This is a genomic window from Halorubrum sp. SD612, from assembly GCF_002135005.1.
In genome coordinates this window covers 25,244-43,091 of record NZ_NEWI01000007.1, presented here as the reverse complement: position 1 = coordinate 43,091, position 17,848 = coordinate 25,244, and the positions used below count along the sequence as shown (strand labels likewise).

General features: G+C 64.2%; 13 protein-coding genes and 3 pseudogenes. 7 read left to right on the top strand and 9 right to left on the bottom strand.

All coding sequences use genetic code 11. From position 1 onward, the window contains the following. Positions 1-104 (top strand): annotated as a pseudogene (locus B9G38_RS17730) (IS1595 family transposase); the annotation flags it as partial. 62 nt (positions 105-166) lie between these two features. On the opposite strand, the gene B9G38_RS01790 reads toward B9G38_RS17730, so the two are convergent. Continuing rightward, entirely contained in the window at positions 167-1,078 is a 912-nt protein-coding gene (locus tag B9G38_RS01790) for an SDR family NAD(P)-dependent oxidoreductase (protein WP_086219278.1), read from the bottom strand. Between the two features lie 60 nt (positions 1,079-1,138). On the opposite strand from B9G38_RS01790, the pseudogene B9G38_RS01785 reads away from it, so the two are divergent. The 4 genes and pseudogenes from B9G38_RS01785 to B9G38_RS01770 all read left to right on the top strand — a co-directional run. Then, a pseudogene (locus B9G38_RS01785) lies at positions 1,139-1,768 on the top strand (ABC transporter permease); the annotation flags it as partial. Next, on the top strand, positions 1,765-2,814 hold the full coding sequence (locus B9G38_RS01780) for an ABC transporter permease (RefSeq protein ID WP_086219277.1): 1,050 nt from the start codon (positions 1,765-1,767) through the stop codon (positions 2,812-2,814). The pseudogene B9G38_RS01785 and the gene B9G38_RS01780, both read left to right, overlap by 4 nt. Before the next feature lie 185 nt (positions 2,815-2,999). After that, on the top strand, positions 3,000-5,471 hold the full coding sequence (locus tag B9G38_RS01775) for a PAS domain S-box protein (protein WP_086219276.1): 2,472 nt from the start codon (positions 3,000-3,002) through the stop codon (positions 5,469-5,471). A 39-nt stretch (positions 5,472-5,510) separates the two neighbouring features. Further along, entirely contained in the window at positions 5,511-5,918 is a 408-nt protein-coding gene (locus tag B9G38_RS01770) for a HAMP domain-containing sensor histidine kinase (protein WP_321166650.1), read from the top strand. Positions 5,919-5,975: 57 nt separating this feature from the next. On the opposite strand, the gene B9G38_RS01765 is transcribed toward B9G38_RS01770, so the two are convergent. The 5 genes from B9G38_RS01765 to B9G38_RS01745 form a co-directional block, all read right to left on the bottom strand. Then, the gene (locus tag B9G38_RS01765) at positions 5,976-6,401 is read right to left on the bottom strand and encodes a universal stress protein (protein ID WP_086219274.1); all 426 of its coding nucleotides are present in this window, start codon (positions 6,399-6,401) and stop codon (positions 5,976-5,978) included. 93 nt (positions 6,402-6,494) lie between these two features. Continuing rightward, complete coding sequence (locus B9G38_RS01760) at positions 6,495-6,941, bottom strand: peptidylprolyl isomerase (RefSeq protein WP_049931060.1); 447 nt, start codon at positions 6,939-6,941, stop codon at positions 6,495-6,497. 143 nt (positions 6,942-7,084) lie between these two features. Beyond that, positions 7,085-8,761, bottom strand: a complete 1,677-nt coding sequence (locus B9G38_RS01755; RefSeq protein WP_086219273.1) for a hypothetical protein — start codon at positions 8,759-8,761, stop codon at positions 7,085-7,087. A 116-nt stretch (positions 8,762-8,877) separates the two neighbouring features. Continuing rightward, a complete protein-coding gene (locus B9G38_RS01750) occupies positions 8,878-9,696 on the bottom strand; it encodes a hypothetical protein (protein WP_143415344.1) in 819 nt (272 codons plus the stop codon). 6 nt (positions 9,697-9,702) lie between these two features. Continuing rightward, positions 9,703-11,019 carry a hypothetical protein gene (locus B9G38_RS01745; protein ID WP_086219272.1) on the bottom strand — a complete coding sequence of 439 codons (1,317 nt, stop codon included), beginning with the start codon at positions 11,017-11,019 and terminating at the stop codon, positions 9,703-9,705. A 141-nt stretch (positions 11,020-11,160) separates the two neighbouring features. Here B9G38_RS01745 and B9G38_RS01740 point away from each other — a divergent pair, with 141 nt between their 5' ends. Continuing rightward, positions 11,161-12,018 (top strand): metallophosphoesterase, encoded by an 858-nt coding sequence (locus B9G38_RS01740; protein WP_086219271.1) that lies wholly within the window; start codon positions 11,161-11,163, stop codon positions 12,016-12,018. Between the two features lie 188 nt (positions 12,019-12,206). Here the strand turns inward: B9G38_RS01740 and B9G38_RS01735 are convergent, their stop codons facing one another. Together B9G38_RS01735 and B9G38_RS01730 are read right to left on the bottom strand one after the other, a co-directional pair. After that, positions 12,207-13,685, bottom strand: a complete 1,479-nt coding sequence (locus B9G38_RS01735) for an MATE family efflux transporter (protein WP_086219270.1) — start codon at positions 13,683-13,685, stop codon at positions 12,207-12,209. Continuing rightward, positions 13,682-14,272, bottom strand: coding sequence for a TetR/AcrR family transcriptional regulator (locus B9G38_RS01730; RefSeq protein WP_086219269.1), 591 nt, complete (start codon positions 14,270-14,272; stop codon positions 13,682-13,684). The genes B9G38_RS01735 and B9G38_RS01730 overlap by 4 nt, the downstream gene beginning before the upstream one ends. 666 nt (positions 14,273-14,938) lie before the next feature. On the opposite strand from B9G38_RS01730, the pseudogene B9G38_RS01725 reads away from it, so the two are divergent. Further along, positions 14,939-15,577 (top strand): annotated as a pseudogene (locus B9G38_RS01725) (IS6 family transposase). 827 nt (positions 15,578-16,404) lie between these two features. Here the strand turns inward: B9G38_RS01725 and B9G38_RS01720 are convergent. Continuing rightward, a complete protein-coding gene (locus B9G38_RS01720; protein ID WP_049931030.1) occupies positions 16,405-17,646 on the bottom strand; it encodes a chemotaxis protein CheC in 1,242 nt (413 codons plus the stop codon). Between the last annotated feature and the right edge of the window lie 202 nt (positions 17,647-17,848).

Genomic DNA, 17,848 nt, shown 5'->3' with positions numbered 1-17,848 from the left:
TGGAACAGGCCGCTCGGACCTACGGCTTCCTCCGGTCACTGAACCTTACTGGGGCACCGATCCACAGTCTCGTGGACTGTATCGCTGTCAATGTATTCCGCTAGTTCCGCCAGTCTACCGAAGAGCGAAAGACAAAGTGGATATCGTACTGTCACAAACGCCCAGTTCATTCAGCACCCTCTGCGAGGGGCGTAGCTATCCCGAGCAGATCCGCGCTCGCATTCCAGAGACGCTGCGCCGCATAGGTGCCCTGTGCCGGAGCGGACGGCTGTGTCGGCCGTTGATCGCTGAAGTATCGTCCAGAGATCGTCGCTGTCCGCGGCGAGAGGGCGGGCACCAGAATCTCGGCCGCCCCCTCGGCAACGCTCGTGACGATCGGCAGACCGTCGAGCGCTTCGAGGACGCGGGGGATCGGTCCAGGGAGGAACCGACTGAACCCGCTTCCCGGGATCGCACCGGGATGGATGCTATTCGAGACAACGTCTCGGTCGGCGGCGTCGAGCCGTCTAGCGAGTTCACTCGAGAAGAGAATATTCGCGAGCTTCGAGTGGCTGTACGCCCACATGCCGGAGTACTCGTCGAGCGTCTGAACCCGCGAGAGGTCCAGTGACGTCCCCTGGTGCGCGGCCGAGGCCGTCGTGACGATTCGACTGCCGGCGGTGAGATGGTCGAGCAGCTCCGCGGTCAACAGATACGGGCTGAGGTGGTTGACGTGGAACGTGTACTCGACGCCGAGGTCGGTGAGCCGCCCGCTTCGGAAGAAGCCGCCCGCGTTGTTGATGAGGAGGTCAAGGCCGTCAGTCGTCCGGCGGACGGTCGCGGCCAGTTCTCGGACGGCGTCGGGGTCAGCGAAATCGGCCCGAACGAACTGACCGTCTGACCCGAGCGCGTCGAGTTCGTTCACGACCGCCGCCCCGGCCTCCTGATCGCGACCGTGGACGATGACATCGGCACCGAGACGCCCCAACGCGAGCGCCGCAGCGCGGCCGATGCCGCTCGTCGAACCGGTCACGAGCGCTCGCGTTTCGGAACAGTCCACGTCCGCAACGCCCGCGATAGCTTCGGGCTGCGTAGTCATACGAACCATTCGTCCTATAGGCACTTGAGGCCGTCTGCCCGGGGGCTGGCGACACGTCCAATCATGTTGAACTTCATCGCGGTCGGGGTGGTGGGGTGGCTGGTCCAGAACCCGTTCCGCGGCGAAGGCAACGCGGCCCCGAACACGGAGCGAATTCCGGAGTACGTCTCCCTACCCGGCGTCGTGTTCGACACTTCTGGCTTCTCGATCGTCGGGCCCGGAATCGCGCTCGCGACCGTCGTCGTGATCTCCGTCGTGGTGGAGCGCAGCCGATTCGGATACGACATGGTGACGAGCGGCCACCAGGAGTCGGCGGCGACGTACTCGGGCGTCGACGCCGAACGGACCGTCGTCTCGACGATGACCCTCTCGGAGGTGGTGGCGGGAATCGCCGGCGCGGTGTTCGCAATTATGATCCAAGGCTGCTACACCGACCTGAGCGGCATCGGGACGTACGGGTTCGACGCGATCGCCGTGAGCCTGCTCGCCGCGAACAACCCGATCGGCATCGTCCCGGCGGGACTACTTTTCGGCGGCCTCGAGTCCGCCGGGTCCCACATCGGGATCTACACCGACCTTCCGGTACAGCTCATCGACGGGGTCATCGGGCTCGTCATCCTCTTCGTCGCCGTGCCGGAACTGTTCCGGACGGCCGCCGTGCGGACCGGGGTAGGGGGTGACCGCCGATGAGTCTCGCGGGCTACGCAGACGGCAACCGACTCCGGATCGGGGGCGGTGCCGCCCTCGTCGCCGCGGCCGTCGCGGTGGCCGTCGCGCTGGATCTACCGATCGTCGAGATCGTCACGATCGGGTTCGTGGAGCGCTCGCTTCAAGCCGCGACACCGATCGCGCTGACGGCCATCGGCGGTCTCTACGCCGAGAAGAGCGGCGTCTTCAACATCGGCGTCGAGGGGTTCATGATCTTCGGGGCGGCGACCGCGGCGACGACGATGTGGATCATCAGCGGGGGCGATCCGGGGCAGAGCGATATCTGGCTCGCGATCCTCGCCTCGGTGCTGGTCAGTCTCGCGTTCGCAGTGCTGTTCGCGATCCTGTTGATCAGATACGAGGCGGACCAGATCGTCGCCGGGTTGGCGCTCTGGTTCGTCGGGCTCGGCTTCGGGCCGTTCATGGCGGTGCTCGTCTGGGACAGCCGAAACAGCCCGAGCCTCGAGAGCATCGACAACCTGGCTATCCCCGTGCTCGCAGACGTCCCCGTGCTCGGTCGGATCCTCTTCGACGCGTCACCGCTCGTGATGATCACGGCCGTCGTGGCCGTGGCCGCGTGGAAGTTCCTCAATGACACGAGGTACGGATACTGGATCCAAGCGGCCGGGGAGAACCCGGAAGCGCTCGACACGGCCGGCGTCGACCTGACGCGTGTTCGATACGCGGCAGTGATCTTCTCCGGCGTCATGGCCGGCCTCGGCGGCGCGGTACTGCTCGCACAGGCGGGGTCGTTCACCGGCACCGGTGACACGATGGTCAGCGGCCGCGGCTGGATCGGCATCGCCGCCTACCTGTTTGGGAACTACAACCCGCTCGGAGCGGCCGCCGCAGCGCTCGTGTTCGGGGGCTTGGACATGTTACAGATCCAGCTACAGACGGTCGGCATCAACGTCCCGAACAGGCTGGTTAATCTGTTCCCGTACGCCGGCGTGATCCTCGTCCTGACGATCTGGGGCTCCACGCGGACCCCCTCCGCCGTCGGCGAGACGTACGAGAGCGAGGAGTGAGCACCGACGGGCGAGTGCCCGTTCTCGGTGTCTGATCACGGTTATTACCACGGTCGAGACCGGAGGCGCGAGGCCGACATTCGCTCATAAACACTACCCGAGTGCTGCGTCTTGGTTCACGTTCAGTTACATTTCTATAGGGGACTTATTACTGCGTAATTATATATCTAACAGTAAGGCTTCACATGAGCGAGAAAGTGAACTCAATCCGCATTTTACATGTCGACGATGATCCCGACCTTGCGGAATTGGTCAGTACCTATCTTCGAAGAGAGGACAGTCATTTCGAGGTCGTATCCGCGGGGAGCGCGAGTGACGGACTCGACACACTCGCTGAAACGGACATCGACTGCGTTGTTTCCGACTACGACATGCCGGAGCGGAACGGGATCGAACTTCTCGAAGCCGTTCGCGAGCGGGACGCCGATCTTCCATTTATACTGTTCACGGCGAAAGGAAGCGAGGACATCGCGAGCGATGCGATTTCGGCGGGCGTTACGGATTATTTACAGAAGGGAGTCGGCACCGATCAGTACGCCGTTCTGGCCAATCGGATCCGAAACGTCGTCGACAAGTGGCGGGCCGAGCGGGAGGCCGAACGGACCAAGCGGCGCCTCGAGGCGATCGCCGAAAACTCAAGCGACGCCATCCTCACCGTCGACTCCACGAACACGATCCAGTTCGTAAACCAAGCGACCGAAGACCTGTTCGGGTACGACCCGGAGACCCTCAGAGGCGACTCGCTGTTCACCTTGATACCGGAGCGGTATCGAGACGGCCACCGGCAGGGAATGGAGCGGTTCCTGGAGACGAACGACCGGTCGCTGGACTGGACGGCGATCGAATTCTCCGCCCAGCATCGAGAGGGACACGAGGTGCCGGTCTCGATATCGTTCAGCACGTTCAAGGAGGGCGGCGAACGCAAGTTCGTCGGCGTTCTCCGAGACATCTCGGAGCGTGTTCGGATGGAAGACGAACTCCGAGAGCGAGAACGGCGGTTCCGGCAGATGGCCGAGAACATCCAGGAAATGGTCTGGATGACCGACCCGACGAAGGGTGAAGTGCTCTACGTCAACCCCGCGTACGAGGAGATTTGGGGCCGATCGCCCGACGCGCTGTACGAGGACCCGCAGTCATTTGTGGACGCCATCCATCCGGAGGACCGAGACCGAGTCGAAGAGATCCTCGATCCGCAGTCGACTGGCTCCTACGAGGAGGAGTACCGCATCGTCCGGCCGAACGGAGAGACGCGATGGGTGTACGACCGGGCCGTTCCGGTGAAAAACGAGGCCGGAGAAGTGTATCGGACCGTCGGTATCGCCTCGGATATAACTGAGCGGCGAGAACGCGAGCGTGAGTTTGATCGCGTCGTCGAACTCCTCGATCACACGGAACGGGTCGCCGATGTCGGCGGCTGGGAGGTCGACCCGAAGACGGGAGACGCGTTCTGGTCCGACCACCTGTTCGAGCTCATCGGCTGGGAGGGCGACCGAGCGCCCTCACTGGAGGACGTCGTCGACATCTACGTCGAGGAAGACCGGCCGAGGGTTGAAGCCGCGGTCGAAAACGCACTTACTCACGGGGAATCGTTCGCGATAGAGGCCCGCCTCCAGCGGTCTAACGGCGAGGATCGGTGGATGGAGATCCGCGGCGACCCTCACGTCGAAAACGGTGAAGTCACGACGCTCCGAGGGGCCGTTCACGACATTACTGAGCGGAAGCAACGAGAGCGGGCGCTTCACGAACTGTACGACGTCACTTCGGACCCGGATCTGTCGTTTGACGAGAAGGTACAAGCGCTTCTGCGGCTCGGTCGGAGGGAGTTAGGAACCGAGTACGGGACCCTCTCGAGCATTCACGACGACGAATACGTCTTCGAGTTCGTCGACACGGACCGTGAGACGATCCAGCCCGGCGACGTAGTTCCGGTCTCGGCGACGAACTGTGAACTAGTAGCGAGCACCAGACAGACGGTCGTGATCGGCGACGTCGAACGGGATGCGCCCGAGGAGACCGGCCGGGCGGGATTCACCGAGTGGGGGATTTCGTCGTACATCGGAGCCCCGGTGTTCGACACCGGTGACGTGTACGGGACGTTCTGTTTCTACGACACTGCGGCCCGGGCCGATCGGTTCACGGACTGGGAGGAGACGCTGGTTGACCTGATGAGCAACTGGGTGACGGTGGAACTCCAGCGAAAGCGGACGACGGAACAGCTCCGAGATCAGAACGAGCAGTTGAGCCAGTTCGCGTCGATAGTTTCGCACGACCTACGGAACCCCCTGAACGTCGCGAAGGGCCGACTGGAGTTGGTACGAGAGGAGTACGACGGTGAGCATATCGACGCGGTGCGCCGGTCTCACGAGCGGATGCAGGACTTGATCGACGATCTGCTTGCGCTCGCTCGCGTCGGAGAACAGATGGGCGACTCAGCTTTGAACGTTGTCGTGCTAACACTATTGAGCCCGGAATCGGAGGAAGAAACGTTCTACGAAGAGTTTACCGTATCGATCGAACAGGAGAGTGATTCACAGAGGATAATGAAGACAGCGTTCACGGCGTTTGAACCTCCAGTGGAGAGCGGAGCGTCTACGGCTGAACTCTCTTTTCCGTGCTCACACCGTCTCAAACGCCATTTTCGGTCGATTAAGTGTTAGATACTCAACGTTCAAAGCCGAGTGGGCGAGTTAGAGCGAGTGAACCCGGCGGATGTAGCCAGCGATTGCTGGCGGACGGTCGCTACCACTGAGGCGACGCTCAAAACGGCTATCAGCCGGAGTGTTCGTGCCGATGAAAGTCGGTTTCGCCAGTTGTTCGAAAATCTCATCAGTAACGCGATCGAGCACGGCGGCGAGGACGTGACGGTTACCGTCGGGGAACTGGACGACGGGTTCTACGTCGAAGACACCGGTGTGGGGATTCCGGAAGAGAACCGTGACAGCGTGTTCGAACCCGGCTACTCCACCACGCGAAACGGGACCGGCTTCGGACTACACATCGTGAATCAGGTGGTGAAAGCACACGGATGGGACATCCGGGTGACTACCGGAGCTCGGGACGGCGCCCGGTTCGAAGTCACGGGCGTCGAGTTCAGTTCGGAGTGACCTGTCGCGGGTTCAGCTCCCGAGGCGTCGCCCCGCGACGCGGAGCGGCGCGGCCTCTCAGGACTGCTGGTTGGGGAAGACCATCACCGGCACGGCCGCCTCCCGGATGAGTCGGTTCCCGGGGTCGCCCGCCAGCGTCTGCTTCCACGTGTCCATGTCGCGCGGCGTGAACGCGACCACCGTCGCCGTGGTCATCTCGACCGCGTCGACGAGCGCCTCCGTGACCTCGCGCGCTTCGAGCGTCACCCACTCGAACTCGAGGTCGCGGCGATAGAGGATGTCCGAGAACGTTTCGTAGGTCGCCCCGGCGAACTGGTCTCGACCGGTCTTGATCGTCGTCTCGGCGTCGGTCCCCCGCGTGACGTGTGTCACGATGAGCGTGGTCCCCGCGTCGAGATGCGGCCGGATCGCACGCGCCGTCGCCTCCGCGTCTTCGGGACTCGCTATCGGGACGAGAATGCGTTCGAAGAGCTCGTCGTTCACAACGGAACTGTCTCCCAGACGAACATAACTCGTGGGGGACGTTCCCGAGGTGCGGCTCTCCGTGTGCGGCGGCCACCGACACCTCAGTCAGACTCAGTTGACCTCGATGATCTCCACGTCGAACGTCAGCGTTTCGCCGGCGAGGCGGGGGTTGAAGTCCACCCGAACGATCTCCTCGTCGACGTGAACGACCTCTCCCTGACTCCCGTTCTGAGCCTCGAGATACGAGCCCTCCTCCGGCGTCTGTCCGCCGAGCATCTCTCTGAGCTCCGCGGTCTCGAACTCCTGGACGTGTTCCTCGCTGGGTTCGCCGTAGGCCTTCTCCGGCGGGATCGTCAGCGTCTCCGTGTCTCCCGCCTCTAAGCCGATCAGTCCCTCCTCCATCCCCTCGATGACCTGCTCGGCCCCGATTTCGACCGTCAACGGCGTGTACTCTCTGTCGGGTTGCGCTTCGGCGAGCCCCGCCTCCTCGGCGACGGACTGCCGGGTGGTGTCGAACACTGTTTCGTCGTCGAGTCGGCCCGTATACTCGATCGTCACGGAATCGCCGGTATCGATCGTCATACGCGTTCGAACAGCGCCGCACGGAAAGTCTGTGGCATTGCGCGACAGGAGCCGGTGCGGCACAGTGCGGCGTCGCCGTGTCGGCGGTCAGGGCGGGCGCCGACGGGTGGCTCGCTTCGTCACTGCGATCCGACCGACCGCCGGAGCGCGCGCTGTGCGCGGTACAGCGTGTACGCAACGGAGACCCCGACGAGGACTACCGCCGCACCGACGGCAGCGAGCACCGGACCGGACGCCGGCTCCTTCAGGTCGTCGCCCGTGCCGCAGTTTCCGCAGCTGTCGTCGCCGCAGTTCCCACACCCCGGCGCGTCCGTCGAGTCGTCGTCCGCCGAGTCGGCCGTCGATCCGCCCCGGTCGGCCGCGGTGGCCTCGTCTGCGTCGGGGGTGGCACTCGTCTCGTCCGGTTCGCGAGAGACGCCGTCCGGCCGCGTCTCGCTCGGCGTTTCGTCCGGGCCGTCGTCCGTGGCGACCGGCCCGGCGGTCACTTCGACCGAGTCCGTGGCCTCGCCACCCGAGTCGTCGGGCTCGTCGAACAGGTGCGGCGCGTGCGAGCGGAGCGCCTCCAGCCCAGCCTCGATCTCTTCGCGGTCCTGGTGGCCCACCGCGAACTCGGACAGCTCGTCGACCATCTCGCGGGCGCGCTCGGATCGGTCGTTCTCGACGTAACTCCGGGCGGCGTCGAACATTGCCCGGCCGAGCCAGTGTGCGAACACCGGGTTCTCGTACCGGTCTTCGAGCGCTTCGAGGCGTTCGAGCTTCGTCTCGCCCGCGTCGATGTCGCCGTCGAAGAACGACGCCCGCGCGGAGAAGAACGCCGCCACCGCCGCCCACGTCGCACTCGACGGCGTCGAGAGTCGCTCGTGGTGCGCGGCCGTCTCGCTCGCCCAGTGTTCGACCCGACTGATGTCGGCCGCCTCGAAGCCGGCGCGCGCGGCGTTCGCCGTCGCGACCGGGAGCCAGCGGGTGATCGACTCCTCCCGGGCCGGGTACCGGTCGGCGAGCGCTTCGATCCGACCGATCCGGGCCTCGATCGCTTCGACGTCCGTCCGCTTGGCGTCGGCGTTCGTTCGGCCGGCGAGGACGCCGGCCAGGCCGGCGGCGACGTCGCCGTCCGGGTGGGTTCGAAACAGCTCCTCCGCGCGGGCGACGCGGTCACCTTCGACCGCCGAATCGGGATGGTCGTCGCCCGTGTCGGCGCCGGCGTTGCGGCCCAGCGGCACGTCAGCGGTCTCCTCGCTCTCGGGTTCCTCGCCGAGGTACAGTTCCGCGTGAGCGTACGCCCGCAACAGCGCGGCCGCGACGTCCGGCTCGGGATGCGCGTCGTACAGCGTTTCGAGACGGTCAACCAGGGGTTCGATCCGATCGCGACGATCCCCCTTCCCGTTCGCGTGGATCGTCTCGGCGGTCGCCCGAGCCAGCGGCGCCGCGATCGCCGGCTCGGGGTGGCGGTCGTACAGCGTTTGGATTCGGTCTCGGTACGCCTCGATGCGGCCGGGGTCGATCGCGGTCTCGTAGAGGTCGTCACGGTCCCGCACGCTCGTCGCGTTCGCGAGGGCGTTCGCGAGGTGGACCGCCGTGTCGTTGGCTCCGCCGTGGCCGCGGAGCCGGTCCAGCCGCGCGATCGTCTCGGCCTCAGCGTCGAACGCTCCGCGTTCGCCGTAGGCGTCGGCGAGCGCGACGAGGGCGTCGGTCAATCGCGCGTGATCGTCCGGGCTCCTCTCGGCCGGTTCCGTCGCGGCGATCGCCTCGACGCGTCGCTCTAGCTCGTCGACAGACCGTGTGTCGCTGGCTACCATATGTGTTGACTTACCCTTGGCGTCTTCCGACGTAAACGCTCGCCTTCGAGCGTGGCGTCACCTGCTGTCGTTTTCCCCGCGCGTCCCGCTCCGTGCTGCCGAGCAGTTTCCGGTCGTCAGGCACTAGCGCTGGCTGCGTCGGCGCTCCGCTTGAGCCTGATAATGAGACTAATCAGGAAGGTCCCTATCATCACCAAGAGCACGTTGACGGCCCCTCGGATTGCCGGCGCCGGGAGCGAGGTGGCGGTGGCGCCCTGTATAACGCTCACCGTCCCCACACAGATCAGCACGGCGATCACGTAGGTGACGGTGGCATCGAGGACGGTCCCGTGCGTCAGCCGACGCGCCCGAATCGCCTGTCCGAACGAGACCCCGTAAACGGTGAACGCACCGGCCGCGGTCGCGACGATCACCTCCGCGACCACCGTCGGCCCGAGCCAGACAACGAGCGGGAACTGGATTAAGGCGAGCAGCATGAATCCAGTCTCGATCCGTCGGGCCGTCGACAGCGAGATCCGGGTTCCCTCGGTCGATGTCGCGGGCTGAGCGTAGTACAGTTCTCGGAGTGACAAGGCGAGGAAGACGGCAAAGAACAACTGTGAAAGGAGTCTGAACGCGACGAGAACCGTTCCAACTGCCGGGCGAGTCGTCTCGGCCAGCAACAGCGCCGAGAACACTCCACCGACGGCCGTCGACAACGCGACGTACCGCCACACGAGCGTGTCATGCGGTTCGTGTCGCGCTGTTACCAGCGCGTACCGCGCCGTTCCGAGGCACGCGGCCAGCACGAGGACGAGGGCGACGAACCGAGTGACGCCGGCCCCGAGTACCGGTGACGAGGTACTAACGACCGCTGGTCCCGGCTCTAACGCGCTCGACCCGAGAGTCGCCGTCATCAGTTCGTTCCCGCCACGTTCGACGACGCGGTCACGCATTGCTGGTCACGATAACAAGTCTCGTTTGAACGCTGCCACAGAGGCGTATCGCTCCATCTTCGCTGTTCTCAGCGACTTCAGCAGGACTGTGGACAGTCCTTCGGGGATACCGGTCACGACGTCTCGCGTGTGAACGGTCCCGTCGTCGCGGGTCGGCGCGGCGCCCGTGAGTAGCTCGTGCCCGATCATACCGAGCCCGTAGATGTCGGTCGCAGTGTCGACCCCGCCGAATCGGTCGGGAGCGACGTGTTCCGGTGCCGCGTACGAGTCGGGTATCTCGGAGAACGTAGTCTCCGGCCCGAACACTTCCCGCAGTCCCCAGTCGCTGACCCGCGGAAAGGCCCACGCGTCAGGGTCTTCGACGGCGTTGACCGCAGTAATCACGCCCGGCCACATCGCACCGTGAAGCACGCCCGCAGCGTGTGCGTACTGAACCGCGTCGGCGATCTGTAACAGAATCCACCTGGCTTCAGCCGGTGAGACCGGCGTCTCTCTCTCGGTGAGGAGCCCCGGTGCGCCCCGCTCAGAAACGAGCCACGGTACGGGGCGCGTTCCGGCGTCGACGACGCGTGCGACAGCGTCATGATCGTCGATCCGACGCCACCGCTCGATCGCGTCCCGAAAGGCGTCGTCATGCATACCGCTGGCGATCACACCCCGGCGGCACGTCGCTGTGAATTCGCGCCCGCTCGTCGCGAATTGGATGCGCTCGGCGTCTGAATCGCCGGCTGCTTCAGCAGCCTCTCTTGACCTGTGTTCGGTCAGCGATCGGTCGAGTCGGGGTGGCTTCGCAGGGGGCTCGTTTGGGGGATGTCCGGGCGTCGGCGACGCGTCCTCGCCGTCCGCGGAGCCGGTCGACTCCTCTCGGTCCGCCGCGACGGCGGGTTCGGTCGGTGAGATCGCTTCGTCCCCTTCGTCCGCGATCACTGACCCGCCGGATTCGAACTCGGGGGGTTGATAGCCGGCGACAGTCCGGATGGCAAGTGACTCGTCAATCAACCCGGCTTCGACCGCCCCGTCGATGATCTCGGCGACCGCCTCCTGGTTGTGGTCATCGAGCACCGCGAGAGTTCGAAGCGCGACCGACCGGGCCGCTGGATCGCGAAGCGCTCGTCGGAACCGTCCGGCACAGGCGTCGACGAGTTCGGGCGTCTCCGCGGACACGAATCGAAGTGCCCACGACGCGGCTCGTTGAACTCCCTCGTCGTCGTGCTCGAGCTGCGCCACGACCCGCGCGGTCCGCGCGGCGTCGAACGATTCGGGATCTGTGAGCGCCGCCTCGAGCAGCTCGTTCGGGTCCGGCGTCAAGTCCGTTCGGTCCATGATGACACTCTACCCAACAGCACGTCGTCACGTGGTCTGCTCAACCTGAGAGAGTCACGCTAATAAATCACGCTACATCACCCACGGTCCGCTCGATCTCCACCAAACGACTTCGGGGGTCGAAGACCAAGGTGTACCGAGATGAGTGTTCCGCCCGCTACTGTCGAACGAACCTCCAGCGACCCGTTGATCGTACACGTCAGTGATATCCACGGCTACCTCACGGACGCTCGAAGCGCGCTGCTCGCCGTCGGTGACTCCGGGCAGTATCCGGACCTCGTACGGGCCGATGAGTCTGACCGGCTCCACTGGGCGGACAACGATTACGTACTCGTGGTCAACGGCGACGTGATCGACCGGGGGCCGGCGAACGAGGAGTGTCTCGAGATGGTCTGGCGGCTCCAAGAGGAAGCCCCGCCCGGGCGGGTCCGATACCAGTTAGGGAATCACGAGTTGGCTATTCTGCTCCCGTCGTTCGTCCGGTGGCCGGGTGCGTATTCCACCGGCCTCGACGCGGCGGACCGGCGCGAGTTTCTCCGGCGAGCCAGCGAGGGAGCTGTCACGGCCGCCTTCGAGGGATATCAGTATCGCTACAGTCACGCCGGACAGAACGAGCCGTTCGACGTGACGAGGGTAAACGACGTAGTCCGGAACGCCGCGAGCGAGCTGTTGGCCGTCGACGGCGACGACAGAACGGTACAGAAGCGGCTCGAACGACGACACGGCCGCGTGTTCGCCCTCGGCAGCGACGGCGGCCGCGGCCCCGATGCCGGGCTCTGCTGGCTGGACTTCACGCACCTGGACCCGTCGGCCCCACCACAGATCGTCGGCCACACGAAGCGAGTTGACCCCGTTCGGAACGGCAACGTGGTCTGCGGGAACATCATCCGGATGAACCACCGCTCGGCAGGGGGCGAGGGCGTCCTGATCGAGAGCGCTGATTCGCTGGAGGTCGTCCGCCGAAAACCCGAGGGGTCCGTCTCCGTCTCATCGGTCTGACCGGCGCGCGCCGCGCTGTAGCGAGCGATCGGCGCAGGTGGACCCGCTCCGCGTCTGTGCGTGACAACGCCCGCTGCGGCGACTGCCCAGTTCTACCGGTGTACGGGGCGAGCGCCGCGACGCGCGGCCCCGAGACCGTCCACGGGGCCGAAAGCGTCGACGGTGCGTTTCGGATACGGCTGAAGTGATCAGTCGTCCCCGATGGTGGCCTCAGCGTCGTCCGGTTCAGGTCCCGGTTCGGAGCCGCTGGGGTCCGGCGTCCCGCGAACGTCGCCCGCACGCCACGTCCCGCGTCGGAACCACAGCCACGCGATGACCGCCCCGGCGACGTTCGAGGCGAAGAACGCGATCCAGATGCCCCGGACGTCGGGCTGGCCGAGGAACCACAGGTCGGTCGGGAGTATGCCCTGCGAGGCCACGTAGGAAACGGGCAGCCGGATGACGGCGAGCGCCGTGATAGAGATGGCGGCGGCGATCAGGGTCTTCCCGGCGCCGCGGAAGCCGCCCGTGAACGCCCGCTGGATCCCGATGAACCCGAACGAGAGCGCGACGTACCGGAGGAACTGCGCACCGACATCGAGCACGGCCGGGTCGTCGGTGAACACCGAGACGATTGGTGTCGGGACGAAGAAGATGGCGACGCCGACGACGCCGAGGATCCCGAACAGTCCCTTCGCGGCCACGTAGTTGGCCTCCTGTGCGCGGTCGTACTTGCCGGCCCCGACGTTCTGCCCGGTCATCGTCTCGACGCCGCGCGCGACGGCGATCGCGGGGAGGAAGATGACGGAGAACACCCGCGTTCCGATACCGAACGCGGCGACGACCGAGGTCGAGAACAGCCCCACGACAATCAGCAGGGCGTTGATCGAGAGCGCCCGACCGGTCCCCTCGATCGACGCCGGGACGCCGATTCGGAGGATCTTCCGGAGATACTGGAGGTCGGGCTTCATATCGGCGACGTTGATCTGAATCCCCCGCGTTCCCGACAGCATGATGTAGAGGCCGACGAGCATCGCCAGCGCCCGCGAGAAGATTGTGGCGATAGCGGCGCCCTGAATCCCGAGTTCCGGGAACGCGATCGGGCCAACCGCCCAACCGTTGATCAGGAACGGGTCGAGGATCACGTTGATGACGACCGTCCCGAACATGACGAGCATCGGCGTGATCGTGTCGCCCGCGCCGCGCATCAGCGAGATGAACACGAAGAATCCGAACATGAACGGCAAGCCCAGCGCGACCACCTGCATGTACGCCGTCGCGCCGGGGAGGACTTCGGGCGAGGCGCCGAGGAACGCGAGGAACTCCTCGACGAACGGATACCCGATCGCTCCGAAGATGACCGAGGCGATGAACGCGAACGAGACCGTCTGCGAGGCCGCATACTCGGCTTTTTCCGTCTCCTCGGCGCCAGTGTGCTGGGCGACGAGGACGCTCCCGGCGACCGAGAGCCCCATCCCGAGCGAGATGAGCAGGAACACCATCGGGAACGCGAAGGAGATGGCCGCCAGCGCCTCCGTCGAGTACTGGCCGAGCCAGAACGTGTCCGCCAGGTTGTAGGCGGTCTGCATCAGGTTCGTAATGACGATGGGAAGCGAGAGGAAAAACAGCGGTTTGACGATGCCGCCCTCCGTCAGGTTGAGCTCCTCTTGGCCTTTGAAGAAGCTCACGCGACCACCTCCGATCGGGGCTGCCAGCCGAGGTGGAGTTCCAGCGTGTTTTCGAGCATCCGACGCGTGTCGTCAAGCGGCTCACCGAGCGCCACGTGTCGGGCGTGTGCGCCGTTGATCGTCGTCGTGACGAGCCTGGCGACTTCGTCCGGGTCAGTCTCGGCGAAGTGTCCGCCGTCGACACCGTCGGCGACGATCTCCCTGACGACCTCGCACACGATGTCGTCGAGTTCGAGGAACCGTTCCCGGTACAGTTCCTGGAAGGGTGCTTGGGCTTTCAGCTCCATCATCGCCACGGGGAAGCCGTCGGCGGCGGGATCCGACGGTGTGAAGGCGTGGTCGAGGAACGCTGTGAGCCGGTTGCGCGGGTCGGTCGCCTCGAACGTGAGTTTCGTCTTGAACCGCTCGATCAGGTCGTCGAGGAACGCGTTCAGCAACTCCGCTTTCGTGTCGAAGTGGTAGTGGATCGCGGCGGTGGTCATCGACGCCTCGTCGGCGATTTTCTGTACCGTGAGGCCGGCGTACCCGTGCTCACACAGCACCGAATTCGTCGCGTCGATGATCTCGGATTTTGTCTCCGATCCCATTTCGTTCTGTCTCAACTTACTAACTGATTAGTTAAGGGCCTTCTGATGCGACGGCGGAGCCGAGGAGTCGGTCGCTGCGACTGCGAGAGTCGAGTGGATCGGTGTCGTGTGCGGTATCACATCGCCGAGGCCGACCTTCGGTGTGATCCAGGACCCGGCGCCGACCGGCGGAGTGGCTAGAAGCGCGTCCGGTACGCTGTCGCCGTTGAACTCCGACGGCGCTCGACAGACCGGACCGCGTCGTACGCGTTTCCCGCCGATCGCGTTCCGCGCGTCACCCAGGCCACTCACCGGCGGCGTGACAGAAACCGTGTCAAACTTCACGTCGTGTCGCCGCAATCGTTCGCTCGACATGAATCCGGAGCTGATGGGGGTGGGGGTCGCACTGAGTCTCGTCGGCGTCGCGCCGGTGGGGACCTGAGCCTCTCCGGGCCGAGGCCCCCGACCACCCCGCTGGGGCCGGTGGGACGGGCGCTCCTCTTTGCCGGCCTCGCCGGGATACGACTCAGTCTCGGCCCCGATCGGTGAGTCCCGCCGGTCGTCTCTGGACCGGCGTGAGACGGGCCGCCCGGTCGTCGGGAGGTATGTGTCGAGAGCGGACGGACTACGCACCCGGCGAACGGTCGCGTTAACTTAGAGGATGAGGCGGACGAGTTCTGAGTGTCTATGGCAGAATTCGACCGCCTCAGCGAACGTATCGCGTGGATCGACTTGTCGTTTGTGGAGCGAGATCGAACTCCACGCTGGGCGATTGAAATAGGGATCCGCTGTCACTTGGCCGGTATGTCACTACGTGAGGTAAGTAAATATCTTGAACTATTTGGGATCAAGCGAAGTCATGTGGCGATCCATAATTGGGTTCATAAAGCTGATTTACAGCCGGTCTCGACCGTCTCAGAGGATCAACTCGCGGTTGACGAAAAGATGATCCGCCTCCACGGCCAGCAGTTCTGGCTGTACGGCGCGGTTGATCCACAGACGAACGAGATCCTCCACGTGAGCCTCTATCCAACCGCAAATAAACAGACGACGCGATGGTTTCTCACCGAGCTCCACCGGCGCTATCAGCTTGATAACGTCGAATTCCTCGTCGATGACGCAGACTATCTCGGATCAGTACTCGCTGAAGATGGCTATCGATTTCAAGTCATTCAACATGGAAATCGGAACGCCATCGAACGTGTCTTTTGAGAGATAGAACGACGAACATCATCGTTTACGAATAGTTTTAGCAATGTTGCGTTAGAGACAGCTCAAAACTGGCTCGAAGCCGTCGCCGTCTACCACAATTCACGTCAAACTTAACGCGAGGCGGCGAACGCCCCTAACTGCGAAGTGACTCACTGTTCAGCGGGGGCCCACCGGTGAAGTCTCGGCCGACGGTCGCGTGGGCCCTCGGAGTTGTCGGGCAATAGATCGAAGCGAGAACCGAACGAGTGCTTGTGTGTCTACGACACATTTCTGCCGAATGTTTAATCCAGCTAACCGCGAACTGGTGGACGGAAAGAGAGTCGCACGCTCCCTTTCCCCCCCCCTAATGACCGACAGCTCGGCGCCGCTCGGACAGTGCCCGAGCTGCGACCGCGAGATCCCTGCGGCGTGGAAGATCATTGAGTACGACCACGGGGACGGGAATACGGGTGTCTTCGCGGAGTGTCCGGACTGCGATGCGGTGGTGAAACCACGGTAGGCCGGTCCGCTCCCTCGACGTAGTCGGGGAGTTCCGGTCTCGGAGACGGCTTGGTCTCAGATCGCGACCTCACAGACGCGTCTCAGAGAAATGGAGTGGCCCCCTCGCCCGTGTGTGCGTGAACGATGAAAATCGGCACGTCGTTCATCGCTGGTCCCGTTAGCTTATGTACAATTCGCACAATACAGTCTCGACGCCGGCGAGACGACCGGCAGAGATGACCTCACCGTGCGACGATCGACGCCGCGGGACCTCGCCGTGACGGAGACGAATCTCGCCAACGACGAGAAGAGCCGCCGGCGCACGGGATGAGCGGGCCTGTTCAAGCCGGTGGTTCCAGTCGCCCTCCGTTCCAGCGCACCGGCGGATTCGTGACTTCCGGGTCGACCGTTAGCCGCTGGGCGACGCGATGACTTCGGACGACACCACCGCACCCAAAGCGCTACTCGACGTGCTCTTGGAACAGGGACTCGGGGTCGGCCTCCATTTCTGCCTCGACGTCAGCGGACAGTTCGCCGACCGAGAGTTCGTCGAGCGCCTCCTTGAGCTCCTCGGCCCGTGGGAGGGCGAGTATTTTGCAACTCACGGCGTCCCCAGCCGTTTTAATGAGGGTGTCGAACCCGAACACGTACTCCTGCGTCGTCGCGAGATCCAGCATTATCGGATCGACGATAGCCGACGCGAAGTCGTGGACGAACTCCGGAGGGGTATGCTGGTTCGACGTGCCGAGCACGTTCGCCCACCCGTCGACGAATCCGCTGATCATGATATTGCTGATCTCTTCGATCGCGCTCTCGTGAATTCCGTCGAATCCGTCGGTGACCGCTCCGGTACCCATCGCCTCTGCGATCGTTTCGGCGGAGGGCTCGTCGAACAGGACAAGGACGTAGCCGGTGGGGAGGCCGGTTAGCTTCGCAACGACGCCCACCTGCTGCTCGTCACCGAGTCGCGGTCCGATCTGTTCGACCTGAAGGAAGCTCATGCGGCTGACCGTGACCGACGTGTCGATCCCGGTCATCATCGTTATGCTGTCGCCTGCGGTGTCGCCGCCCTTCGCGGCCATTCGGCTGAACACCTGGAGCTTGTCCAGCGGTATCGGCGTCGACTCGCTGGTGAGCCGGGTATCGAGAATATGCCTGAACGACGCCTCCTCGAGGAATACGTACGCCGTCGTTTCGACGACTGCGCTCGACGTTTCGAACGTAGTGTTCACCGTCAGCACCTGATTCGACGCCTGATCGATCGGCGTCGCGTCCGGGATGATGTCCGTCCCGCCTCCCGTCAGGTACGTCGGTGGGCGCTGATCGATAGCCTGGTTCAGATAGTCCGCCCACCCGTCGATGAACCCGCTAAGCATGATGTTTCCGAGTTCCGTGAGCCGCGATTCGAGACCGATCGCCTCGGCGCCGTCACCGGGAAGGCTCTTCGCGAGCGTCCTCGCGCCCGCCTCGTTGAAGACGAGCAGTGCTGTCCCAGCGATACCCCCGGAGAATTCGCTCGAAATGCCGATGAGATCCTGATTGTGAAGGTCAGCGATGATATCTCGACGCCGGAGGAGATCGATGCTCGTCGCTTCGACCGTCGGCCGGACACCGGTCAACTGTCCGAGTGAGTTCGCGGCCTGTTTCGACCCGTCATGAGCGAGGCGATTAAACTCTCCGAGGGCGTTAACCTCAATCTTCATATATGGTATGTTAATTGACAAGGCAGCATTTTAACACTTACCCCGGCGTTCCGCACCGCGGAAGCGAACCCTGAGAGCTCCTCGAACGGTGACGCGTTATACGGGCGCCGAGTGAAGGCAGCATCGGCAACCGCAGCATCGATGAACGCGAAGCGGCCACCCTCGGCAGTTCGTTCGGAGTGACGCGTCGTCCGCTGCGGAG

Excerpts from the sequence above, each read along its gene's own strand:
- B9G38_RS01790 (WP_086219278.1), bottom strand. The coding sequence starts at position 1,078 with ATGACTACGCAGCCCGAAGCTATCGCGGGCGTTGCGGACGTGGACTGT.
- B9G38_RS01780 (WP_086219277.1), top strand. The coding sequence starts at position 1,765 with ATGAGTCTCGCGGGCTACGCAGACGGCAACCGACTCCGGATCGGGGGC.
- B9G38_RS01775 (WP_086219276.1), top strand. The coding sequence starts at position 3,000 with ATGAGCGAGAAAGTGAACTCAATCCGCATTTTACATGTCGACGATGAT.
- B9G38_RS01755 (WP_086219273.1), bottom strand. The coding sequence starts at position 8,761 with ATGGTAGCCAGCGACACACGGTCTGTCGACGAGCTAGAGCGACGCGTC.
- B9G38_RS01750 (WP_143415344.1), bottom strand. The coding sequence starts at position 9,696 with ATGCGTGACCGCGTCGTCGAACGTGGCGGGAACGAACTGATGACGGCG.
- B9G38_RS01745 (WP_086219272.1), bottom strand. The coding sequence starts at position 11,019 with ATGGACCGAACGGACTTGACGCCGGACCCGAACGAGCTGCTCGAGGCG.
- B9G38_RS01740 (WP_086219271.1), top strand. The coding sequence starts at position 11,161 with ATGAGTGTTCCGCCCGCTACTGTCGAACGAACCTCCAGCGACCCGTTG.
- B9G38_RS01730 (WP_086219269.1), bottom strand. The coding sequence starts at position 14,272 with ATGGGATCGGAGACAAAATCCGAGATCATCGACGCGACGAATTCGGTG.
- B9G38_RS01720 (WP_049931030.1), bottom strand. The coding sequence starts at position 17,646 with ATGAAGATTGAGGTTAACGCCCTCGGAGAGTTTAATCGCCTCGCTCAT.